This is a genomic window from Pseudomonas sp. GW456-12-1-14-TSB6 (assembly GCF_059424205.1).
The window spans coordinates 16,444-38,511 of the sequence record NZ_JBWKZE010000042.1 but is presented as its reverse complement, the minus strand read 5'-3'; the positions used below and the strand labels follow the sequence as shown (position 1 = coordinate 38,511).

The window sequence follows — 22,068 nt, the reverse complement described above, 5'->3', positions numbered from 1 at the left end:
TGACCGCCATGATCCGCACCCTGCTCACCGCTTCCCTGCTGCTGGCCATGATTGTTCCGGCCCATGCGGATGTGACGCCCTTCCCCGCCTCGTTCCGCACTAAGGACATCGCCGTGGACGGCGCGAAAATCCACACGCGCATCGGCGGCAAAGGCCCGGCGGTGGAGCTGTTGCACGGTTTCGGCGACACCGGTGATATGTGGGCGCCTCTGGCGGCGGATCTGGCGAAGGATCACACCTTGGTGATCGCCGGTGCGGGGCATTGGCTGATGGAGGAAGCGCCAGTGGGAACCACTCAAGCGATTCGCAGGTTTATTGCGCAGTGACTGGCAAGCGGGTTGTTGTCATCGGTGCCGTTCAGCGCATCTCAGGCCACCGAGCTCAATCATTGACTGCATCAATAACAACCATTAATTCAATGAAGTTCTCATATCAAATCGAAAGCGTAGGATCTGCTCCATACCAACCCACTGCACACGGAGTACAGAACCATGAAACGCCAGACAATCCTCGGCATCGCCTTTTCGCTCTTCGCCCTGAATGCTTTTGCGGCGACTGAAACCGATCCACTGTTCAGCGATGCGGTTGCCGCTGCGACTCAAACCGACCCACTGTTCAGCGATGCCGTAGCTGCGACCGAAACTGATCCGCTGTTCAGTGACGCCGTTGCCGCGACCGAAACTGATCCGCTTTTCAGTGATGCAGTTGCCGCGACCGAAACCGATCCGCTGTTCAGTGATGCAGTTGCCGAAGGTGGTTCTGACCGTCTGATCGAAAGTCGTAACGCCTGAATGCTCGGTTTTACCGCAGTACCCGACGAAAGCCCGGCCTTATCCGCCGGGCTTTTTCATATGGGGACAGATCTATTTTTCAATCAAAGGCGCCATTCAGCACTTCATAAATCAGCCCTGTAGCCAGCGCGACCAGGATCAGATCGGTGCCGACCTGCTGCCATTCATAGCCGTCGTAGTGCGGCAGTCTGCCGACCAGTCGACCATCGAGTTTCTTAGCTATCCCGGGCGGCAGCGGTTTGCCCCGCGCCAGGTTCTTCTGAATGCCCGGCGGCAATGGCGGGCCTGGGGTCCAGTAGCCACGATAGCCGTCCACAATCCCGATCACCCCGCCGCGATCGATACTCGGGCCGTGCCCCTGATAACCGCCCCCGCCTTTTTTCCCCTGATTGCCATGATCCTGGCTGTTATGCGGGTTACCTTTGCCCTGCCCCTTTCCGTTGCCAGGATCGGCCAGCGCTGACACCGAAGTGCTCAACAGCGCAATACAGGTCGTGGTCGCAATCAACGTGCGTAAACCGGACATGGGTCGTTCCTTGAATGAATAGGTGTGTTTGGATTCTAGTCAGTTTTTTTTACAGGCATGGAGAGATGGCCCTGTCATCGCGGTTTGTGACGATTTTCGATGCGTGCAGCTATCGGTGTTCCTCAATTCGCGCTTACCATACGTCCGACTCGTATTACCGCGGCTGCTGAACCCGGTATTCACGAGGACAGACCATGAAAAGAACTCGCGCCTGGAGACGTACCCAGGCCCGTAAACACGGCAGTGACAAAGCGGTTCGCCCGCAGACGTTCAAGCCGGAAAAAAACTGGAAGCTGATGTACATCCGGTCCACCAAACTGGTCAGGGCTCGCCAACTCGGCATGAGCTATCCCATTCGCTCAACCCGCCAATTGTTGGATGAAGCGTGACGAACCTTCTGTTCATTTGCAGTCGCAACCAATGGCGCAGCCCGACGGCCGAAGAAGTCTGGCGTCGCCGCCCCGGCTTCAATGTCCGCTCCGCGGGCACCAGCCCCAATGCACGCAAAACCGTCGGTCCAGCGGATATTCGCTGGGCCGATTTCATTTTTGTGATGGAAACCAAACACCTGAATCGTCTGCAGGCCGAGTACGCCCGGCTGCTTGAGCACAAGCGGATTCACTCGCTGGATATTCCGGATGACTATCAGTACGTGGATCCCGAGCTGGTAGACCTTCTTCAAGAGTCGGTGAAACCCTACCTCGCCACTTGACCCTCTGTGCCTCCTGGCAAAGTGCGTCGCCCAGATTCCACTTTATAAAACCCGCAAAGACACCTGGTATCGCGCTGACGATGTCGAAGTCGGCCAGCGTGAATTTCTCGTTCAGGATCCGGACGGTTATCTCGTAAGACTGGTAGAACGTCTGGGCGAACGTCCCGTTTGCCCGATTTGATCAAGGACGATAAAAACAATGAAAAACGGCAATTTGGCACGGCCTCGAAGGGGCGAATTGCAGTCGCCGGCCATTCCCCTGCTCGAAGAGGATTCGTCCGGCGACGGCATCATCTGTGCGGACAGCGGCGCTCGTTCCCGTGAGGTGATCCAGCAACAGGTGGTGGCGTTGATCGACGGGTTTCTAACCCGCTCGACGCAGAACTGATCGCGTTGTTGCCTGCACATCGTTGATACGTCAGGATCCCTCCCTTTTTTGACTGGCAGGAGCAATCGTGGAACGACTTTTCGTTTATGGAACCCTGGGCCCTGGTCGGCCGAATGAGCATGTGATGCTGAACATCGGCGGCACGTGGCAGGCCGCTTCGCTGAAGGGACGTCTGTCGCAGGCCGGCTGGGGCGCGGCGATGGGTTTTCCCGGTCTGGTGATTGCCGAGGATGGCGATGTGATCGAAGGCTATGTGTTCGCTTCCGAGAATTTCCACGAACACTGGGCGGCGCTGGATGAGTTTGAAGGGGCTGAGTATCAGCGGGTGTTGGCCAAGGTGAAGCTGGATGACGGGACGGCAATGGATGCCTATGTCTACGCGCTCAAATAGTCGGCCTTCGGCCTTTTCTCGACGGATGAAAATCTTCCTGGCCGGGCTAGTGTTTTGTGTTGGGCTATGGGGTGCTTCCGAGTGGTGGGAGAAGGCGTTGGCGAAGCCTGACTACGCAGCTCATATCAGCCCCGATGGCTGCTTCAGGGTGCAAACTTTCAGACCTTTTTGGTTACTGCCCAACTTCCTTCACCCGCAGGCGCCTCCAGACGCCCCCTTCGAAACTCAATGGTTCGTCCGCTGGGAATCTCCCGCGTTTTTCCGTTTGTACGACAATCGCGATGATCAGCTACTTGGCGAAAGCGAAATCTACGATCTGGTGAGTTACGGGAACCGATTGTCTTGGGGTTACGGCAGCGATACCGAGGTTCGCGTCGGCTTGATCACGATCGGCAATACTCGCTCTGATTGTAAAAAGGGAGACTGATGAAGCCATGACGAGCCGCGAACTACTCCATAGCAAAGGCTACGAAATGCTCTTTGGAGCGGTTCCGACCATGTGGCTGGCCGCCCTTCGCATCGCATTCGATACCGACATCAAACCCTCAAACGAATGGCCCGTGCCCCGCGGCATCGACTGGCGTCATTCGCAGCTCGACACTGACCCGACCGTTCAAGCCGTGTGCCGATTGCCACCCTTGCTGGCGGTGGTGGGCGAGTTGATCGGCGAGCGCTTCTTCCTCTCGCAGGTCGAGGGCCGCGAACCGCTCATCAATGGCGGCCACCAACAACTGCACCGCGACTTGTCGGCGCAACGCCCCGGCGACACCGTCAATGCGCTGGTGTACCTCGACGATTACGGCCTCGAAAACGGTGCAACCCGCATTGTCCCCGGCAGCCATCGCCCTACCTCGGGCGAGCCCCCTTTCGATTTCACTGACGAGTCCCGATCCGTGCAACTGACGGGCAACGCGGGCGACATTCTGATCTTCGATGCCGACCTGATCCACGCGGGCAGCCTGAACTCCAGCGGCGCACGCCGTCGCGCCCTGTTGATCACCTTTTTTTCCGACTCGCTCTATGCAACACACTTGGAAACAGTGGGCCTGCGCAACATACAAATGGACACGTCCGAGCGGTTCCAACCCGCTGATTTTTCGTTCGGATCGTGAAACCATTCATTTGACTTGATTGCCTCAGGCAACTATATAGTTGCCTAAAGCAAACATATGAGCATCACGCCATGTCCACGATCACCGACCGCGCCGACATCGTCCGGCAGTTCAACCGTTTCTACACCCATCAGATCGGCGTGTTGCAGGAACACTTGCTGCAAAGCGACTACTCGCTGACCGAGCTGCGCATCCTCTACGAACTTGCGTCCCAGGGCGATCTGACCAGCACCGACCTGCGCCAGATGCTGGGCCTCGACGCAGGCTACATGAGTCGCCTCATCAGCGGTTTCGACAAAAGAGGCCTGATCCAGAAAGTCCCCTCCGCCACCGACGCCCGCGCCAGTCAACTGCACATCACCGACCTCGGCCGCGAAATCCTCGCGCCGCTGGAGCAAGCCTCGCGGCAAGAAGTCATCACCCTGCTCGAACGCCTGTCCGAACCGCAGCAACTGCAACTGATCGCATCGATGAAGCAGATCCAGACGCTGCTCGAGGGTGGTCAGCCAACGACCTATCTGCTGCGCGATCCGCAGCCCGGCGACATGGGTCTGGTGGTGCATCAGCAGACTGCGATCTACAGCCGTGAATACGGCTGGAATTCAGAGTTCGAAGCGCTGGTGTCAGAGGTCGTCGCCAAATACCTGCGCGAATTCGACCCCACCGGCGAGCGCTGCTGGATCGCGGAGAAGGACGGCAAGGTGGTGGGTTCGGTGTTCGTCATCCGCCACGACGAAACCACCGCGAAACTGCGCATGCTCTACGTGGATGCCAGTGCGCGGGGATTGGGGATCGGCAATCGGCTGATCGAGGAATGCCTGCGTTTTGCCCGGGATGTCGGCTACAAAAAGATGATCCTGTGGACCACCAGCAATCTGGTGGATGCCCGCCGGTTATACCAGCGGGCAGGATTTGAGCTTGTCGAGGAAGAGCCGATTCACAGCTTCGGCAAGGATTTGGTCAGTCAGACGTGGGCGATTGCTTTGTGAGGTCTATGCCCAGTCTTTATAGCCAGGCGGAACGGGGCACAAACCACGGGTGATTGCGCCCGGAACGGCTCAGTGCGGACTGGCGGTCGGACGAACCACGATCTCACTCACATCGACATCGTCGGGCTGTTCGATGGCATAGGCGAGCGCTCGCGCAATGGCGTCTGCATTCAGCGCCACACGGCGGAAGGCTTTCATTTCCTCGCGGGCCACCTCATCGGAAATCGTATCCGCCAATTCGGACTCGACCACACCCGGGCACACCACGGTGACGCGGATCTTGTCCGTTTCCTGGCGCAGGCCATCCGAGATAGCCCTGACCGCGAATTTGGTCGCGCAGTACACCGCAGCTGTCGGAGAAACCGCGAGGCCACCGATCGACGAGATATTGATGACCTGACCGAAACCCTGCGCCTGCATGTCCGGCAGGACAGCGGCAATACCGTGCAGTACGCCGCGAACGTTGACATCGAGCATCTGGTTCCATTCGTTGACCTTCAACGAAGCCAGCGGAGACAACGGCATCACGCCCGCGTTGTTGATGATCACATCGACCTTGCCATGTTGCGTCTTGGCGAACGCCACGAAGGCGTGCATCGATTGCAGATCCGTAACGTCCAGTGCACAGGCACTTGCTGAACCACCTTCGGCCTGGATCTCGCTGACCAGTTTGTCCAGACGCTCGGTACGGCGGGCACCGAGGACCACATGCGCGCCTTTGGCGGCGATCAGCCTGGCGGCCGCTTCGCCGATACCACTGCTTGCACCGGTAATCAGGACGACTTTGTTTTGAATGTTCGACATATCCGTAGCTCCTGCTGTCTGCTTTGAGGTTCAGCACCGACCGCTGAAGACGCGTTCGTTGCTGCGGGGTACGTCGAAAAGATTAAGGGCACGGGCCTCGTCGACGCGTGCCGAAACCTGCGCCACTTTTGCCTATTCGTGTCTGTGTGCATCGCTTGCAAATTTGTGATGAAGCGCCGCTCAGGCCCCACGGAACTCGCTGGGCGTTACGCCCACTTCACGTCGAAAGACCTGCGAGAAGTGACTGGGGCTCGAGTAGCCGATCTCCAGCCCGACGTCGATGATGCTAAGGCGGGTTTCCAGTAGCAGGTGCCGCGCACGAACCATGCGCAAGCGGATGAAGTACTGCGATGGCGACAGCCCCGTCGCACGCTTGAACAGGCGGCTGAAGTGGTATTCGCTCAGCTCGGCAAGGCTGGCCAGTTTGGCCAGGCTGAATTCAGCGCTCAGATGCGCGCGCATGGCGTCGGTGACTTTGCGCAACTTGTAGGCTTGCAAGGCGTTGACCCGACGCCCGGGCTGGCTTTCAGCGAGATAGCTGCGCACCAGATGCACGGCCAGCGCCTGCGCCAGAGAGCGGGCGAAAAGCGCGCTGGGCGAGCGTTCCAGGAGCAGTTCCGTGCGCAACTGCTCCATGACAAACGCGACGCGCCCGTCCCGTGCCCCTGAAACATCGCGCAAACGCACAGGCCCGGCGTGCTGGCCCGACAGCTCTCGAGACGCTTGCTCGATCAAGGGCAGCCCCAGATAAAGATGCATGACTTCGAAGGTATCGCCTCCGTGCGTCTGCCAGCGCATTTCATACGGCTCATCGGAACTGGTGAGGAAAAAATCGCCGGCACTGACCTCGGCAGCTTCCCACTCGCCCCCCAATGCGCGCTCCTCTACCGTCGCCGCCCCGGCCAGAACCAGAACGAGCAGCGGTTCCACCACTGCAGGCACGAGAATCGGCTCAGTAACGCTGCGATGGGTAAACAGCTGAATCACCACGTCCGTGATTTCCGGACGCGAGGGTAACGCCTGGGGTTCGCCTGGCAGGAACTCACCCATCGACTCGCCGTTGATGCGCAAGTCTCGAGAGGATGTCGACAACGCGTCCTGGGAGGTACGCCCGGTATTTGCCATGAACTCGTCCTTTTCAGATTCGGCTGTGCGAAGCCAGACAGGTCTCCGATGCTTGCCCACACGCCGTGTCACGATGACCGGCTCGATGATATCGGGCTTTTCCCGTGGGTTAAATCGAGCGCCGAACCTCCCTCACTGACATTCAGCGCAAAACCCCGACAGCGTGGGCAATCTCACCAAAGCCGACCTTGCCTCGCTGCGAGACAGTAGGCCCGTCGCCGATGACAGCGCCTCGCCGGCGCCAACACGGCTTATCCCTACTCGATCAAAAACGCTGGAGAACATCATGACCGACTTCAAGAACAGCACCCCAAACGAAGTAGCCGGTAAAGTCGCACTGGTCACTGGCGCGGCCAGTGGCATCGGCAAGGCCATCGCATTGCTGCTGCATGCCCGCGGCGCCCAGGTCATTGCTGAAGATATGAACCCTGAGGTGGAAGCACTGGCCCGCCCCGGCCTGGTCCCCCTGGTGGCCGACATCACTCAGGACGGGGCAGCCGAACGCGCGGTCGCCCTGGCCGTCGAGCAATTCGGACGGCTGGACATTCTGGTCAACAACGCCGGCATCATCATCAACAAACTGGTCATCGACATGACCCGCGAAGACTGGGAACGCATTCAGGCGGTCAACGCCACGGCGGCCTTTTTGCATAGCCGGGAGGCGGTCAAAGCGATGATGCCCAACAAGTCCGGATCGATCGTCAACATCGCGTCCTACGCCTCCTATTTCGCCTTCCCCACCATTGCCGCCTACACCGCCTCCAAGGGCGCGCTGGCCCAACTGACGCGCACCCTGGCGCTTGAGGTCATTGGCCACGGCATCCGGGTCAATGCTGTCGGTGTCGGCGATGTGGTGACCAATATCCTCAACAATGTGGTCGACGACGGCCCTGCCTTTCTCGCCCAACATGGCGAAGCGGCGCCGATCGGCCGCGCCGCCCAACCGGAAGAAATCGCCGAAGTGGTCGCGTTCATCGCCTCGGATCGGGCCAGCTTCATGGTCGGTTCGGTGGTCATGGCCGACGGCGGCATGACGGTCACGGCCGGCTGAGCCGCAGCACAAACGCGCCGCAGGACATGCCCGACCAACCCGAGAGGATCAGGCAAATCTGCGGCAGTTTCGTCCTAACACCGCTGCGCTCGGCTACGTAATCTGAAACCACGCAACGGATGCACACACAGGCCACGGCAGGCCGCTCTGATGAACAACGTCAATGAGGACTGAACAATGAAAAACACAAAACGGCTTTCCCTTTCACTGGTGATCGGCGCGATGGTGGCCTGCGCGATCAACCTTTCCTCGACCAGCCTGTACCTGGCCGCTGACGGTGCTGATCGAACTCCAGGCATGCGCGTAACTGATGGCGGTAGTGATCGCACTCCAGGGTTCCGCGTTGCCGCAGATGGTTCGGACCGCACGCCAGGCATGCGCGTCACTGAAGGTGGCAGTGATCGCACTCCGGGGTTTCGCGTTGCCGAAAACGGCTCTGATCGCACGGCTTTGGGCCGTATCGGCTCAGTCTGAACATCCGAGGAGAGAAGTAATGAAAGATGCCAAAAAAACCACTCAGGACCATCCTTACGCAGGCATGTGGGTCACCGCGGATGGATTCATCCGTCATGAGCTTCTGACGACTGGTCGTTACGACGAGGCCCGTGGTAAAAACAAGAGCGCCTACCAGGGCCGCTACGAACTGGTCGGTGATTACATCCAGTACTGGGACGACACCGGCTTCACCGCTGATGGCCACTTTCATGACGACGTGCTGTATCACGCCGGAATGATCCTCTATCGGCAATGAGTACTTTGATGATCTCGGGTGAATATCGTCTGCCTGAAATGCTTCAGGCAGACGCTCATGAACACTTGTGAGAGCCTTGAAATGGAACAGAGCGATGCTTTCATCCTTCAAAACACAGCCGTCTACCGTGACGAACTGGTTCGCCTGCTGACGCAACGCTTTACCACACCCGGGATCTATGAGACCGCCATAGCTCCCCTGCATGTCATCCGTTTCGATGCACCTTCGGAGCTGATCCATACCGTGCACAAACCGGCACTTTGCCTGATCGTGCAAGGACAAAAGGAAATCGGCCTGAGTGACGACCACTACCTGTACGACCCCCTCAGCTACCTGGTGGTTTCGGTCACCCTTCCGGTGTCCGGTCGCGTGCTGATGGCCAGCCCGGAGGCGCCCTACCTGTGTATCCGGTTTGATTTCGAGCCCACGGAAATCGCTCAGGTCATCGCCGACGCTCCACCGGCGGGCGTCCCGGACGAGCCGGAGCTTGGTCTTTTTCTTGAGAAAGTCGATGTGCCCCTGCTGGAAACAATGCTGCGGCTGGTCCGGCTGCTGGAAACACCGAAAGACATCGGCATGCTGGCACCGCTCGCCCTTCGCGAGTTGTATTACCGCCTCCTGCGGGGTGTGCATGGACGTCGTCTGTATGAGCTTGCCCTCGGCGACTCGCAAACACGGCGAGTAACACGGGCAATCGATTGGTTGAACAACCACTACACCCAACCCTTGCGCATCGAAGAACTCGCCCGGGTCGCCAACTTGGGCAACTCCACATTGCATCATCGTTTCAAGGCGGTGACGGCCATGAGTCCGCTGCAGTATCAGAAGCAACTGCGCCTGCAGGAAGCCCGCCGCCTGTTGCTCGGCGAAGGGCTGGATGTGGCGAGCGCCTGTTATCGAGTGGGCTACGAAAGCCCGTCGCAATTCAGTCGGGAATACAGTCGCCAGTTCGGGTGCCCGCCCTCCAGAGATGCCAGCCGGGTTCGGCATCCTGCGTGATGGCCTGGCCGGAGCCGGTTCAGGGCAGCAGAGCGCCGGGGAAAGATCCAATGCACCGGTTATTGAAGGAGCCATCGGAGGTTGTTTAAGGGCTTTGGCCTTTGCTGTTTAAAGACACTCAGCGTTACTTCCTCAAGGCTACAACGCCTTGCGTCATTACCTACGACTACGCCAGAATCCGCCGGCTTGTGCGTCTGGGACACGGGTTTTATCGTTTCCGGGTCACTGAAAAACAGTGATCGGGTTTGGTAGCCCGAGTTAACTAGTCGCATAGCGCGCCATTCGCAGACCTCCCCAGGTCTGCACTTGATGGTGGCCATGCGCAGGGCACTTTCGAGTGCGCCGGGTTCCTAGTTACCGGTCTACCAACCCGCGTATTGGCCGCCACCCTTCGTTTGGTAGCGAGGGTGAAGGCTCCTTTTCAATAATTAGGAGTTTCACCATGATCAAACCAACACCGAATCCCCCGGAAACCGATCCAGTCTCCCCCTACAAATTCCCCGACTCCCGAACCCTCAACGAAGCCGCCGAACGCGCCCTCGACCACTACCTGACTCCGCAGCAACGAGTCATGGGCAGCCACCACAAACACGACCCCATGTACCTGGCCAACCCGGCCTACGACACCGAATCCCTGCTGGCCAACGCCAGCGAATCACTGGGTTCCGCGAGCGAAATGCTTAACAACTTTGCTGCGACGCTAGAGCCTGCCCATCGCAAGACTGCGATCGGGATTGCGCAGCTGGTGATGTTGAGCGAGTTGGCGGTGAATCAGGCGTTGGATCATGTTGAGGTGAAGAGCTAAACGTTTGCCCTCTTTGGTGACGACCGGCTAGTTCGGAGCGAAAGAGGGAATAAGCGTTGGTCGAAGCTGCCATGGGGAATGGCAGCTTTCGGCCAAAAGCGGACATTCGACTGATTAGAATGAAGTGCTTAAAGCTGCACGACGAAGTTGGTCAGGGGAAGATGGTAAAGGCCTAATACTCGCCCAGAACGACTGACGCCACCCGATCTAACCGGAACATCCGGGCCGGTTGCTCGAGCCGAGTCCGCTTGTGCACTTGACTCCTTGGTTCGCCTCCAGCCATTTCGTATGATGGGCAACCTTAGTTTGGGGTGCTTGGCGTGAAACCAACATCAAAAAAAGCTTCAATCAATCCGCCCTTACCAACCGGCGCCACCCAGAGTTTAAGCGAGGCTGCAAGTCGGCTTTCTTGGGACGATTTGCGAATCATCAAAACGCTAAGCGAATGCGGCAACAGAGCCACGACTGCAAAAAGCTTGGGAATCAATGTATCCACCGTATCGCGTCGTGTGGCTCAAGTGGAAAAGACACTTGGGGTCGTTTTATTTGACCACCGCCGTTCTGGGTACATGCTGACGCCCGAGGGCATTGAGTTAAGGGCGCTCGCCGAACGCGTCGAGCTTGATATCGTCAGCGTTACACGTCGGGTTTCTCGCGCAGGTCAAGGGCCACAGGGAAAGCTTCGGATCACTACTAGCGACTCCCTGCTTCTGTATTTCCTCACGCCGATCATCGCCGACTTCAAAGCGCTTAATGAAGGCATTGCCATCGAGGTTCTGGTTGGCAACGAGACGTTAAGTCTCGCTCGCGATGAATCTGACGTGGCGGTGAGAGCGACGAAAAAACCTGCCGAAAGTCTCGTCGGGCGCAAGCTCGCTTCGATCGCATGGGCGCCTTATGGCAGCATAAAACAAGCGACTGCTATCCCGTTCGCAGAAGGCCAACCGTGGGTGTCCTATTCCGCAGGATTATGTGGACTGAAGGCTAAGAGCTACGTCGAGAACAGAGTCAGCGCCGACTGTATTTCTTATCGTACCGACTCAGTCGCGGCGGCGAGCGTCGCCATTGCGGCAGGCCTTGGTTATGGGTTTCTTCCGTGCATGCTGGGAGACATTACGCCTGGGTTAAGACGCGTCGGCCCAGTTGTGCGCGAACTACAGGATGAGCTCTGGCTGCTTACGCATCAGGACATTCGAAAGTCATGGAGAGTAAAAGCATTCATGACTTTTTGTGCAGCAGCCGTAGCGCATCAAAAGCCTTTGATCGAAGGGCAACTGGATCTCCCGGTTGCGCAGGGCGAAACCGGGAGCGTCTCTTAGTCGGCGCTAGATCCGATGACAGCCTTGCAGACAATTTCAATCAGCTGTGAACGTTGAGCCAACCTGGATACACCGATTATATTGCTCGCGCACTGGGGCCGCTCAGTGCGATATGCGGCTTTGCGCACATCACCTACCACGGCGAAGGCCGCGTCCATATCCAATACGTAGAGCGTTTCTTCGACGACATCATTAAGGGTCGCTCCATAGAGCGCGAGCAACTTGGCGATGTTGTCGTAAGAGGCGCGCATCTGCTCTCCTATCGACGAGAAATCGCTGGGCTTCCCCTCGCTATTCAAAGGCGCGGGAGCAACCAGGTTACCCTCCTCATCGTGGTTGAACTGACCCGAGATATAGATCTCGTTTCCAACTTTTCTGGCCTGGGGATAGCCGTAGCCCTCCTCCCATGAGACTCCCCAGTAAGCGGTGTTTTTGCCGTGCGGTTGTGAAGCAGCCATTGCTTTCTCCTTGAAGATGACGAGTCGAATGATGTCGATTCGAGTTGTCGGGAGGCAAAGGCTAGCACCGGAAACACTATTGAAAATGCGCATTTTTGCGCCTCCAGCAGCGCAAAAATGCGCCCCTATTGCGACACGCATTCCGTTAAATTTTTTCCATCGACTGACCGCTGGATTGAGCTTATCAACCGGCTACTGGGAAAAAGGAATCAGGATGAAAAACGAAACATGCGCGTCCTCACTTAAGGATTTGACTAAACAGACTGGGCAATTGAAACCTTGGCAGATTCAACGCGCGGAGCAGTTAATGCTCGATAACCTGGACGCAGATATTTCAGTAGCAGCTATCGCACAGGCCTGTGCGCTATCGCGCAGCCATTTCACCCGTCAGTTTAAAAGAACCACTCTCGTCTCACCCAAAGAATGGATGCGAGAGCAGCGGATTCTGAGGGGCAAGCAGTTACTTCAGACGTCGAGATTGCTAATTGCGGACATTGCACTGGAGTGTGGCTTCTCTGACCAGTCTCACTTCTGTCGCACATTCGTGCGAACCGAAGGTGTAACTCCGCGGGCTTGGAAACAGAACAATCAATCGCCTGCGCTGTGATTTGATGAGCTGGATAGCGGAGTTAAGACTTACCTGGAGGTTTAACCCTAGGATGCGACGCATGTGAATGGCGCCTCGGCCGCATTACGATAAACAACACGATCATCGCGCGCTAATGGCCGTTAACGGTCGAGGGCGAACGTCTGCTATTGGCCGAAAGCAGCCACTTCCACCCGAAATATCCTCGGAAAACCCACATGAAAACCGCCCTGATCTCCGACACCCACAACCTCCTCCGCCCCGAAGCCCTCGCCGCGCTCCAGGGCTGTGACCAGATCATCCACGCCGGCGACATCGGCAACGCGGACATCCTCGCCCAACTGGCCAAAATCGCCCCGGTCCACGCCGTGCGCGGCAACAACGACCTCAACAGCCCATGGGCCGAGAACCTCCCCGACCTCCTGACCTTCACCCTCAACGGCTGGCCAACCCTCCTCGTTCACGACATCGCCGATGTCCCCGCCGATCTCGATCCGGGCATCAAGCTCATCATCACCGGCCACTCCCACAAACCCCGCATCGAATGGCGCGGTGATCGTCTCTACGTCAACCCCGGCAGCGCCGGCCCTCGGCGTTTCAAGTTGCCGGTGACGCTGGCGATCCTCGAGATACAACCCGACCGCATCGAACCGCGCCTGATTTCCCTGCTGGATACCCCCGCCTGAAACCGCTACCGTTCCCGCATCCAGTACCGGGAACCCACGCGCCATGTCCATCGCCGACAACCTCCTCGCCTTCACCCTCGCCGCCACGCTGTTGACCCTGACGCCCGGTCTCGACACCGCGCTGGTGCTGCGCACGGCCACCGTCGAAGGCAAACAGCAGGCCTTGCGTGCGGCGTTGGGGATCAATGCCGGTTGTCTGTTGTGGGGCGCGGCGGTGGCGTTTGGGTTGGAGGCGTTGATTGCGGTGTCGGAGCTGGCCTACAACCTGTTGAAGTATTGCGGCGCGGCGTATCTGGCGTGGCTGGGGTTGAACATGCTGCTGCGCCCTCGCCGTTCGCTGGCACCGGCCGAGGCCGATGGCAAACCGGAGGCGAACTGGTTTTTCAAGGGCATGCTGGGGAACGTGCTGAATCCGAAGATCGGGATTTTCTACGTGTCGTTTCTGCCGCAGTTCATTCCGCAAGGTCAGCCGCTGGTGCCGTGGACATTCGGGCTGGTGAGCATTCATGTGGTGCTCGGGCTGATCTGGTCGCTGGTGTTGATTGGTGCGACGCAGCCACTGTCCGGTTTTCTGCGGCGGGAAAAGGTGATTCGCTGGATGGATCGCACCACCGGGATGATTTTCGTGTTGTTTGCTGCGCGGTTGGCGTTCAGCAAGCGTTGAGGCGCCTGCGCTAAACACACCTTCGGTCGAGAGCTGCCACTTCATCAAACTCAAGACTTGCCCAGCACATATGGATATCCGTATATTCGAACAACCATATGTACTGAAGGCATCGTCATGCTCAACCCCGCCTCCGTTTTCAAATGCCTCGCCGACGAAACCCGCGCCCGCGCCACACTGCTGATCACCCGTGAAGGTGAGCTGTGTGTCTGCGAACTGGTCTGCGCGCTGGACGACAGCCAGCCGAAAATCTCCCGCCATCTCGCGCAGCTTCGCACCTGCGGTCTTTTGCTGGATCGCCGTCAGGGTCAGTGGGTTTATTACCGGCTCAACCCTGATTTGCCGGCATGGATTCGCACGCTGCTTGAAACCACGCTCGCCGCCAACACCGCCTGGCTGGAAGAAAACAGCGCGCGGCTGGCGGTGATGGGCGATCGCCCGCTCAACACATCTGCCTGCTGCTGAGGATCGAAAATGCGCGTTCTATTCATGTGCACCGCCAACAGCTGCCGCAGCATTCTGTCGGAGGCGATGTTCAACCATCTGGCGTCGGCCGGTTTCGAAGCGGTCAGTGCCGGCAGTTTCCCCAAGGGCCAGGTGCTGCCGCGCAGCCTGACCACGTTGCAGGCAGCCGGCATTTCCATTGATGGATTGACCAGCAAGGGCAACGAGGCCTTCGAAGACAACCCGCCGGACATCGTCATCACCGTGTGCGACAAGGCCGCCGGTGAAGCCTGCCCGGTGTACTTCGGCCCGGCCCTGAAAGCCCATTGGGGGCTGGAGGATCCGTCGGATGTGCGCGGTGATGAAGACACCATCGACGCCGCCTTCCGCGCCACTCTCGCCCGAATCGAAACCCGCTGCCGAGCCTTCCTCGCCCTGCCCTTCGCCCAACTTGACCGTGATGCTCTCAAGCGCGAGCTAGACCGCATCAGCACGCTGTAACCGGAGCCGACATGACCGATTTGCCCAACCTCGATCCTTCACTGGTTCAAACAACCACGCGTGACGAAGACGCGCACAAGCCGCGCATCCTGTTGCTGTACGGCTCGGCCCGCCCGCGCTCCTTCAGCCGCTTGCTGGTCGAAGAAGCCGCCCGCCTGCTGGAGCACTTCGGTGCCGAGACGCGAATCTTCAACCCTTCGGGTCTGCCGCTGCCGGACGATGCGCCGGGCGATCACCCAAAAGTCCAGGAACTGCTCGAACTGATGCAATGGTCGGAAGGCCAGGTCTGGTGCTCACCGGAACGCCACGGCGCCATGTCGGCGGTGTTCAAGGCGCAGATCGACTGGGTGCCGCTGGCCCTCGGCGCGGTGCGTCCGACCCAGGGCAAGACCCTGGCGGTGATGCAGGTCTGCGGCGGCTCGCAGTCGTTCAACGTGGTCAATCAACTGCGCGTGCTGGGCCGCTGGATGCGCATGTTCACCATCCCCAATCAGTCGTCGGTGCCCAAGGCCTATCTGGAATTCGACGAAGGTAACCGCATGAAACCCTCGGCGCTGTACGACCGGGTGGTGGACGTGATGGAAGAGTTGGTGAAGTTCACGCTGTTGCTGCGTGATCGCCCGGATCTGGTGGATCGCTATTCCGAGCGCAAGGAATCGGCGGAGGAATTGATGCAGCGGGTCAATCAGCGGTCGATCTGATGACCAACCCCCACAATTAAAAACCGGTGCGAACGTTCTCACCGGTTTTTTTCGTCGCCGGGTTACGGCTGGATGGAAGCATCGTCGCTTTGAGGTGACTTGTTTTCAGCGGGCAACCGTCGACGGCGCATCAGGCGATACGCCGCCGGTATGACAAACAAAGACAGCAGCGGCGCCGTGACCATGCCGCCAACCATGGGCGCGGCGATGCGGCTCATGACTTCGCTGCCGGTGCCGCTGCCGAGCAGAATCGGCAACAGGCCGGCGATGATCACGGCCACGGTCATCGCCTTGGGACGCACGCGTTGCACGGCGCCTTCGCGAATCGCCGCGATCAACCCGCGTTCGGAGTGATCGCCGAGTTCTTCGCGCTCGGCCCAGGCGTTCTTCAGGTAAAGCAGCATGATCACGCCGAACTCGGCCGAAACCCCGGCCAGCGCAATGAAGCCGACCCCGGTGGCGACCGACAGGTTGTAGCCCAGCAGATAAAGGAACCACGCACCGCCGCTCAATGCGAACGGCAATGTGGCCATGATCAGCAGCGCTTCGTCGAAGCGAGCGAACGTCAGGTAAAGCAGCACGAAGATAATCAGCAGCGTCGCCGGCACCACCAGTTTCAGCCTCGCATTGGCCCGCTCCAGAAACTCGAACTGCCCCGAGTAACTCAGGCTCATGCCGGGCTGCAATTTCACCTGCTCACTGACGGCACGACGCAGATCGGCCACCACCGAAGCGATGTCCCGCCCTCGCACGTCGATGTACACCCAACCGGACGGTCGGGCATTCTCGCTCTTGAGCATCGGTGGGCCGTCCGTGACCTTGATCTTCGCCAGCATGCCAAGGGTGATCTGGCTACCGGAAGGCGTGTAGATCGGCAATTGCTCCAGCGCGCCGGGCGAATCACGCCACTCTCGTGGATAACGGATGTTGATCGGAAACCGCGCCAGCCCTTCGATGGTTTCCCCGATGTTTTCCCCGCCAATGGCACCGGAGACGATGGATTGCACATCGCTGATGTTCAGCCCGTAGCGGCCGGCGGCGTTGCGGTCGATATCCACGTCGATGTAGCGGCCACCGGTCAACCGCTCGGCCAGTGCCGAACTGACGCCGGGCACACCTTTGGCTACACGCTCGATAGTCTGGGTCGCGGCGTCGATCTGGGCCAGATCGTTGCCGGCGACCTTCACGCCGATCGGGCTTTTGATCCCGGTGGCGAGCATGTCGATGCGGTTGCGGATCGGCGGAATCCAGATGTTGGTCAGCCCCGGCACCCGCACCACGCGATCCAGTTCTTCCACGAGTTTTTCCGGGGTCATGCCCGCACGCCATTGATCGTGGGGCTTGAATTGGATAGTGGTCTCGAACATCTCCAGCGGTGCCGGGTCGGTAGCGGTTTCCGCACGACCAGCCTTGCCGAATACATGCTCGACCTCGGGCACTGACTTGATCAGCCGATCGGTCTGCTGCAACAGCTGCGCGGCTTTTTGCGCCGACAAACCCGGTAAGGCCGAAGGCATATACAGCAGATCACCCTCGTCCAGCGGCGGGAGGAATTCGCCACCGAGCCGCGAAATCGGCCAGGCCGCGCTGACAAACACCAACAGCGCCACCAGCAACGTGAATTTCGGCCGGCCCAGCACCACGTCCAGCGCCGGCTGATAAATCCGGATCAGCCAGCGGTTGAGCGGGTTGTGGCGTTCATCCGGAATCCGTCCGCGAATCCAGTAGCCCATCAGCACCGGCACCAGCGTCACCGACAATCCCGCTGCCGCCGCCATGGCGTAGGTCTTGGTGAACGCCAGCGGGCCGAACAGCCGCCCTTCCTGGGCCTGCAAGGTAAACACCGGAATGAACGACAGCGTGATGATCAGCAAACAGAAAAACAGCGCCGGCCCCACCTCCGCCGCCGCGTCGGTCATCACCTGCCAATGGCGCTCGCCCTTGAGCGCCTGCCCCGGATTGGCCGCGTGCCACGCCTCGATTTTCTTGTGGGCGTTCTCGATCATCACCACCGCCGCATCCACCATCGCACCAATGGCGATAGCAATCCCGCCTAGCGACATGATGTTGGCGTTCAAGCCCTGATAACGCATCACGAGAAAAGCGATCAACACGCCCACCGGCAACGAAATGATCGCCACCAGCGAAGAGCGCAAATGCCAGAGGAAGATCCCGCACACCAGCGCGACGACGATGAACTCTTCGAGCAGTTTGTGGCTGAGATTTTCCACGGCGCGATCGATCAGTTTGCTGCGATCGTAGGTGGTGACGATCTCGACGCCGGGCGGCAGGCTGCTTTTCATGTCATCGAGTTTGGCCTTGACCGCCGCGATGGTCTCGCGGGCATTCTTGCCGCTGCGCAGAATCACCACGCCGCCGACGGTTTCACCTTGGCCATCCAGCTCGGTAATGCCCCGGCGCATGTCCGGCGCGGTCTGAACCGTCGCGACATCGCCCAGGGTTACCGGTACGCCACCCACGCCGAGTTTGAGCGGGATCGCCCGAAAATCATCAAGCGTCTTGAGGTAGCCGGTAGCACGGACGATGAATTCGGTTTCGGCCATTTCCAGCACCGCGCCACCGGTTTCCTGATTGGCCTTGCCGATGGCTTCGCGCACCTGCGCCAGGGTGATGCCGAGGCCGGCCAGCCGCAGCGGATCGGGCTGTACCTGATACTGCTTGACCATGCCGCCGACGGTGGCGACCTCGGCGACGTTGGGCAGGGTCTTGAGCTCGAACTTGAGGAACCAGTCCTGCAACGCCCGAAGCTGCGCCAGATCATGCCCGCCGCTGCGATCCACCAGCGCGTACTGATAGATCCAGCCCACCCCGGTGGCATCCGGACCCAGTGCCGGTTTGGCGCTGGCCGGCAGGCGACTCTGGATCTGGCTCAGGTACTCCAGCACCCGCGAGCGCGCCCAGTACTGATCTGTGCCGTCCTCGAACAGCACGTACACGAAGCTGTCACCGAAGAACGAATAACCGCGCACGGTTTTCGCCCCCGGCACCGAGAGCATGGTGGTGGTCAGCGGATAGGTCACCTGGTTCTCGACAATCTGTGGCGCCTGTCCGGGGTACGGCGTGCGGATGATCACCTGCACATCGGACAGATCCGGCAGCGCATCAATCGGCGTGCTCTGCACCGACCACACGCCCCAGCCCGTGACGAACAGCGTTGCCAGCAGCACCAGAAAACGATTGGCGACGGACCAGCGAATCAGCGCGGCGATCATGGCTGGCTCCCCGAAAAGTTCCCGCTCGTTTCGAGCGGCTCGGCGATGATGCCCTTGAGACTGGCCTCGGAATCGAGCAGGAACTGGCCAGATGTCACGACGCTCTGCCCTTCTGCCAGGCCGTCGAGGATCACCGTTCTGCCGGCGCTTTCCTGACCGAGGCGCACCTCCACCGGACGATAGTGCCCCGCGTCTTCGGCGAGCATGACCAAGGCGCGCTTGCCGGTGCGGATCACGGCTTCACTCGGCACCCACAATTGACTCTGCCCGGTCGAACGTTTCAGCCGCACTTGTGCGGTCATCCCCGGCCGCAAGCGGCCATCGGCATTGGCCAGCTCGACCCGCACGCGCAGGGTGCGGCTGTCCGGGTTGGTGTCCGGCAGAATCGCGCTGACCGCTCCGTTGAACACACCACCGGGAAAGGCCGGCAGGCGCACTTCGACGGCCTGCCCCACGGCAACCGAACCGGTCTGCGATTCCGGCACCGCCACCGCGAGCCAGACACTGCTCAGCCCGTTGACCCGCGCCAGGGTTTCACCTGTCGCCACGGCCATACCCGCCCGCACATCGAGTGCTTGCAGCACGCCGCCCAAAGGGCTGGTGACCGTCAGTTCGGACTGCACCTTGCCGCTGCGCTCCACTTGAGCAATCAGGCTCGACGGCATCCCGGTCAGCCGCAAGCGCTGGCGTGCCGCGGCGATCAGGTCGGCATCGCCGCTACGCCTGAGCGCCAGAAACTCGCTCTGGGCCGCCGTCCATTCCGGCACGAGAATGTCAGCCAACGCCGCGCCAGCCGTGAGCACGTCCCCCGGCGCTCGGGCGTAGACCCGCTCGACAAACCCGTTGGTGCGCGCCTGAATCACCGCGACATCGCGCTCGTTGAACGCCAGCACACCGCTCACATCGAAGCTCGAGGTGAAGGCACCGCGACTGACCGGCGCCACACGCACACCGAGGTTCTGACTCAGCCCCGGATCGATGCTGACGGACGCACTGCCCTCCCCACCGCTGGCGTATCGCGGCACCAGTTGCATGTCCATAAAGGGTGACTTGCCCGGTTTGTCGAACTTCTGCTGCGGGTACATCGGGTCGTACCAGTACAAGGCCTTGGGCTCAGTGCTCGGCGCCGGGGCTGAAGCCGCTACTCCGTTCATTCGCTGGTAGGCCAATCCGTAACCGCCACCCACACCCACCGCCAGCGCGAGGCCGGCCAGCCACACGCCGTTCCATTGTTTAAGGTTCACAGGCTGGTCTCCCCATAAGCGAAATGCAGACGCGCAGCGGTCAGCGCGCGTTGTTCTTCCATGTCGATCTGTTTGAGGCGGGCCTCGATGAGTTCGCGGCGGGCGTTGACCACCGCGTTCAAATCGCCCTGGCCGGCGCGATAACTGGCCAGGCTCAGATCGACTTTCTCTCTGGCCAGCGGCACCAGGCTGTCCTCGGTGCGGCGCACGGCCCGATCGAGGCGCTGGTAGTCGGCCAACTGGTTTTCAAGCTGCTCGGTGTGCTCGCGGGACAGTGCTTCGCGCTCGGCTTGCAACTGGCTGACTTCGGCCTGTCTGGCGGCGATTTTCGGGTTCTGGCGCGTCTCGGGAAACAGCGGCAGATCCCAGGAAAACTGCACGCTGACCATGTCGCCAAACTCACGGCCACGATGCTGGTAATCCACTTCCCAGCTCCAGTCGGACTTCTTCTCGGACACCGCCTCTTGCACCCTGGCCTGGGCTTCGCGGGTCATGGGGGCGAACGCCGCCAGTTCGGGGTGGTGTTGCAGTTGATGATTGAAGGTCGGGGCATCGACCGGCCACACGGGCAAACCGCCTTCGGGCTTGTCGTTGGCGGCGGTGCCGATCCAGCGTTTGAGCGCGGCTCGAGCCTGGGTGCGTTCGAGGGTCAGGTTGTCCTGTTGCTCGGCGAGTCGGGCCGCTTCCTGTTTCGGCGTCACTGCGTCGGCAGGTTGTGCGCGACCACCGGCAATCTGCGCCCGGACGGTCTCACTCAGCAGACGGTTTTCCTTGAACAAGTCCTGGAACAACGCTTCTTTGCGCTCGACCGAATAGCCTCTGATCCACGCCAGCGCCGTCGCCTCACGCACCTTCAAACGCTCGACACGGCGCTCGGCCGCCGCGCGCTCGATGACTGCGTCGGCAACTTCGATGCGCGCCTTGCGCTTGTCTGCGTTGGGCATTTCCTGCCGGTAACCGACCATCTGCATGGTCATGAAGTCCTGATCGACGCTCCAGCGATCCGGGCCGCCCACGGGGTAGTTCTGCAGACCGAGCACCAGCTTGGGATCGGGCAACTCGCCCGCCGGAATGGCCGCGCTGCTGGCGGCCTGGATTTTCTGATCTTGTGCGGTCAGCGACGGCGCATTGTTTTCGGCCAGCCGCAGCGCTTCATCGAGCGTCAGCGCGGCGGCGAAACCCGGCCACGCGAGCACGCTTGCCGCAAGGCCGGCCACCAGCGGCCAACCCGTGCAATTGCACTTGAATGTCATGTTTACGATTCCTGTGATCGTCCACTGCGCGCGGCGTAAAACACGCGCACAGCCAAATCACTCCGCCTGGGCGAAATGAGCTTCAAGGGGAGACAGGAATCAGGTGCGGGGCGGTCGCCAGACCCCGGACGGGGCCGCTAGCGGCAGGGAATCACTGAAGAACGAATGCGTGACAGGACTGAACACGGTAACGGGCGGCTTGAGGATCGCGACTTGCAGCAGGCCGCCGGTCTTGCACTCCTGGCCGGGTTTGCAGGGGGAGCCATGGTCGGCAGGACTCTTCATGTCCTGGCAGCAATCCATGTTCATGCCGTCCATCATCGCCATGCCCATCGTTTGCATCGGGCACGGTTCTGTCGGTGCCTGCACGCCCGCCATCCCGCTGAGGGGAAGCGCCAGGCTGATCAGGAAAACGAGACAAAACCGCAGATAGCGTTTCATGGCCGGGAGTCTAGTCGTGAAAACGGGCGCCTACAATCGGCTGCCCGGCGATCTCACCGGACACGCATTAAGCCAGGATTAGCAGCAGAAAATG

General features: G+C 60.0%; 28 protein-coding genes and 2 pseudogenes. 22 read left to right on the top strand and 8 right to left on the bottom strand.

All coding sequences use genetic code 11. From position 1 onward, the window contains the following. Nucleotides 1–8 precede the first annotated feature (8 nt). Together AC07Y2_RS26650 and AC07Y2_RS26645 are read left to right on the top strand one after the other, a co-directional pair. Nucleotides 9–248, top strand: a pseudogene (locus AC07Y2_RS26650) (alpha/beta fold hydrolase); the annotation flags it as partial. 243 nt (nt 249–491) lie between these two features. Then, nucleotides 492–791, top strand: coding sequence for a hypothetical protein (locus AC07Y2_RS26645; protein ID WP_103387280.1), 300 nt, complete (start codon nt 492–494; stop codon nt 789–791). Between the two features lie 79 nt (nt 792–870). On the opposite strand, the gene AC07Y2_RS26640 is transcribed toward AC07Y2_RS26645, so the two are convergent. Further along, nucleotides 871–1,317, bottom strand: a complete 447-nt coding sequence (locus AC07Y2_RS26640; protein WP_103387279.1) for an anti-virulence regulator CigR family protein — start codon at nt 1,315–1,317, stop codon at nt 871–873. Between the two features lie 194 nt (nt 1,318–1,511). Between AC07Y2_RS26640 and AC07Y2_RS26635 the strand changes: the two genes are divergently transcribed. The 8 genes and pseudogenes from AC07Y2_RS26635 (at nt 1,512) to AC07Y2_RS26600 (ending at nt 4,909) form a co-directional block, all read left to right on the top strand. Then, nucleotides 1,512–1,706: a hypothetical protein gene (locus AC07Y2_RS26635; protein WP_103387278.1), complete on the top strand. Its 195-nt coding sequence runs from the start codon at nt 1,512–1,514 to the stop codon at nt 1,704–1,706. Continuing rightward, nucleotides 1,703–2,029, top strand: coding sequence for a low molecular weight protein tyrosine phosphatase family protein (locus AC07Y2_RS26630; protein ID WP_103387277.1), 327 nt, complete (start codon nt 1,703–1,705; stop codon nt 2,027–2,029). The genes AC07Y2_RS26635 and AC07Y2_RS26630 overlap by 4 nt, the downstream gene beginning before the upstream one ends. Before the next feature lie 28 nt (nt 2,030–2,057). Next, nucleotides 2,058–2,210, top strand: a pseudogene (locus AC07Y2_RS26625) (VOC family protein); the annotation flags it as partial. Between the two features lie 18 nt (nt 2,211–2,228). After that, nucleotides 2,229–2,417 carry a hypothetical protein gene (locus AC07Y2_RS26620; protein WP_408980498.1) on the top strand — a complete coding sequence of 63 codons (189 nt, stop codon included), beginning with the start codon at nt 2,229–2,231 and terminating at the stop codon, nt 2,415–2,417. 67 nt (nt 2,418–2,484) lie between these two features. Continuing rightward, the gene (locus tag AC07Y2_RS26615) at nt 2,485–2,808 is read left to right on the top strand and encodes a gamma-glutamylcyclotransferase family protein (RefSeq protein ID WP_103387276.1); all 324 of its coding nucleotides are present in this window, start codon (nt 2,485–2,487) and stop codon (nt 2,806–2,808) included. 25 nt (nt 2,809–2,833) lie between these two features. Further along, nucleotides 2,834–3,235: a hypothetical protein gene (locus AC07Y2_RS26610; protein ID WP_103387275.1), complete on the top strand. Its 402-nt coding sequence runs from the start codon at nt 2,834–2,836 to the stop codon at nt 3,233–3,235. Nucleotides 3,236–3,242: 7 nt separating this feature from the next. Beyond that, on the top strand, nt 3,243–3,920 hold the full coding sequence (locus AC07Y2_RS26605; protein WP_103387274.1) for a phytanoyl-CoA dioxygenase family protein: 678 nt from the start codon (nt 3,243–3,245) through the stop codon (nt 3,918–3,920). Between the two features lie 71 nt (nt 3,921–3,991). Beyond that, nucleotides 3,992–4,909, top strand: a complete 918-nt coding sequence (locus AC07Y2_RS26600) for a bifunctional helix-turn-helix transcriptional regulator/GNAT family N-acetyltransferase (RefSeq protein WP_103387273.1) — start codon at nt 3,992–3,994, stop codon at nt 4,907–4,909. A gap of 69 nt (nt 4,910–4,978) precedes the next feature. Here the strand turns inward: AC07Y2_RS26600 and AC07Y2_RS26595 are convergent, their stop codons facing one another. Then, the gene (locus AC07Y2_RS26595; RefSeq protein WP_103387272.1) at nt 4,979–5,713 is read right to left on the bottom strand and encodes an SDR family oxidoreductase; all 735 of its coding nucleotides are present in this window, start codon (nt 5,711–5,713) and stop codon (nt 4,979–4,981) included. Nucleotides 5,714–5,893: 180 nt separating this feature from the next. Next, complete coding sequence (locus AC07Y2_RS26590; RefSeq protein ID WP_103387271.1) at nt 5,894–6,838, bottom strand: helix-turn-helix domain-containing protein; 945 nt, start codon at nt 6,836–6,838, stop codon at nt 5,894–5,896. A gap of 286 nt (nt 6,839–7,124) precedes the next feature. Here AC07Y2_RS26590 and AC07Y2_RS26585 point away from each other — a divergent pair, with 286 nt between their 5' ends. The 6 genes from AC07Y2_RS26585 to AC07Y2_RS26560 all read left to right on the top strand — a co-directional run bounded on the left by AC07Y2_RS26585 (nt 7,125) and on the right by AC07Y2_RS26560 (nt 11,763). Next, nucleotides 7,125–7,889, top strand: coding sequence for an SDR family NAD(P)-dependent oxidoreductase (locus AC07Y2_RS26585; protein WP_103387270.1), 765 nt, complete (start codon nt 7,125–7,127; stop codon nt 7,887–7,889). 177 nt (nt 7,890–8,066) lie between these two features. Beyond that, a complete protein-coding gene (locus AC07Y2_RS26580; protein ID WP_103387269.1) occupies nt 8,067–8,363 on the top strand; it encodes a hypothetical protein in 297 nt (98 codons plus the stop codon). A gap of 19 nt (nt 8,364–8,382) precedes the next feature. After that, nucleotides 8,383–8,640, top strand: coding sequence for an Atu4866 domain-containing protein (locus AC07Y2_RS26575; protein ID WP_103387268.1), 258 nt, complete (start codon nt 8,383–8,385; stop codon nt 8,638–8,640). A gap of 81 nt (nt 8,641–8,721) precedes the next feature. Further along, on the top strand, nt 8,722–9,639 hold the full coding sequence (locus tag AC07Y2_RS26570; protein ID WP_085649062.1) for an AraC family transcriptional regulator: 918 nt from the start codon (nt 8,722–8,724) through the stop codon (nt 9,637–9,639). A 442-nt stretch (nt 9,640–10,081) separates the two neighbouring features. Further along, entirely contained in the window at nt 10,082–10,444 is a 363-nt protein-coding gene (locus AC07Y2_RS26565; protein WP_074690824.1) for a DUF6124 family protein, read from the top strand. A gap of 347 nt (nt 10,445–10,791) precedes the next feature. Beyond that, nucleotides 10,792–11,763: a LysR family transcriptional regulator gene (locus AC07Y2_RS26560; protein WP_256587091.1), complete on the top strand. Its 972-nt coding sequence runs from the start codon at nt 10,792–10,794 to the stop codon at nt 11,761–11,763. On the opposite strand, the gene AC07Y2_RS26555 is transcribed toward AC07Y2_RS26560, so the two are convergent. Beyond that, nucleotides 11,760–12,221, bottom strand: coding sequence for a Rid family hydrolase (locus AC07Y2_RS26555; protein WP_074690968.1), 462 nt, complete (start codon nt 12,219–12,221; stop codon nt 11,760–11,762). The two genes, AC07Y2_RS26560 and AC07Y2_RS26555, sit on opposite strands and share 4 nt — an antisense overlap. An 85-nt stretch (nt 12,222–12,306) precedes the next feature. On the opposite strand from AC07Y2_RS26555, the gene AC07Y2_RS26550 reads away from it, so the two are divergent. The 6 genes from AC07Y2_RS26550 to arsH all read left to right on the top strand — a co-directional run bounded on the left by AC07Y2_RS26550 (nt 12,307) and on the right by arsH (nt 15,803). Further along, entirely contained in the window at nt 12,307–12,828 is a 522-nt protein-coding gene (locus AC07Y2_RS26550; protein WP_371916408.1) for an AraC family transcriptional regulator, read from the top strand. 197 nt (nt 12,829–13,025) lie between these two features. Then, nucleotides 13,026–13,493: a metallophosphoesterase family protein gene (locus tag AC07Y2_RS26545; protein ID WP_103387267.1), complete on the top strand. Its 468-nt coding sequence runs from the start codon at nt 13,026–13,028 to the stop codon at nt 13,491–13,493. Between the two features lie 43 nt (nt 13,494–13,536). Further along, on the top strand, nt 13,537–14,157 hold the full coding sequence (locus AC07Y2_RS26540; RefSeq protein WP_103387266.1) for a LysE family translocator: 621 nt from the start codon (nt 13,537–13,539) through the stop codon (nt 14,155–14,157). 117 nt (nt 14,158–14,274) lie between these two features. Beyond that, the gene (locus AC07Y2_RS26535) at nt 14,275–14,622 is read left to right on the top strand and encodes a metalloregulator ArsR/SmtB family transcription factor (RefSeq protein ID WP_085747440.1); all 348 of its coding nucleotides are present in this window, start codon (nt 14,275–14,277) and stop codon (nt 14,620–14,622) included. 9 nt (nt 14,623–14,631) lie between these two features. After that, complete coding sequence (locus AC07Y2_RS26530; protein WP_103387265.1) at nt 14,632–15,102, top strand: arsenate reductase ArsC; 471 nt, start codon at nt 14,632–14,634, stop codon at nt 15,100–15,102. An 11-nt stretch (nt 15,103–15,113) separates the two neighbouring features. Continuing rightward, a complete protein-coding gene (gene arsH, locus AC07Y2_RS26525) occupies nt 15,114–15,803 on the top strand; it encodes an arsenical resistance protein ArsH (RefSeq protein ID WP_085667176.1) in 690 nt (229 codons plus the stop codon). A 62-nt stretch (nt 15,804–15,865) separates the two neighbouring features. Here arsH and AC07Y2_RS26520 read toward each other — a convergent pair whose 3' ends face one another. The 4 genes from AC07Y2_RS26520 to AC07Y2_RS26505 all read right to left on the bottom strand — a co-directional run bounded on the left by AC07Y2_RS26520 (nt 15,866) and on the right by AC07Y2_RS26505 (nt 21,974). Next, nucleotides 15,866–19,036 carry an efflux RND transporter permease subunit gene (locus tag AC07Y2_RS26520; RefSeq protein ID WP_103387264.1) on the bottom strand — a complete coding sequence of 1,057 codons (3,171 nt, stop codon included), beginning with the start codon at nt 19,034–19,036 and terminating at the stop codon, nt 15,866–15,868. Next, nucleotides 19,033–20,280, bottom strand: coding sequence for an efflux RND transporter periplasmic adaptor subunit (locus tag AC07Y2_RS26515; protein WP_103387263.1), 1,248 nt, complete (start codon nt 20,278–20,280; stop codon nt 19,033–19,035). Before AC07Y2_RS26515 ends, AC07Y2_RS26520 begins: the two co-directional genes overlap by 4 nt. Next, on the bottom strand, nt 20,277–21,533 hold the full coding sequence (locus AC07Y2_RS26510; protein WP_103387262.1) for a TolC family protein: 1,257 nt from the start codon (nt 21,531–21,533) through the stop codon (nt 20,277–20,279). The genes AC07Y2_RS26515 and AC07Y2_RS26510 overlap by 4 nt, the downstream gene beginning before the upstream one ends. Before the next feature lie 99 nt (nt 21,534–21,632). After that, nucleotides 21,633–21,974 (bottom strand): hypothetical protein, encoded by a 342-nt coding sequence (locus AC07Y2_RS26505; RefSeq protein WP_039773137.1) that lies wholly within the window; start codon nt 21,972–21,974, stop codon nt 21,633–21,635. Nucleotides 21,975–22,068: the final 94 nt, after the last annotated feature.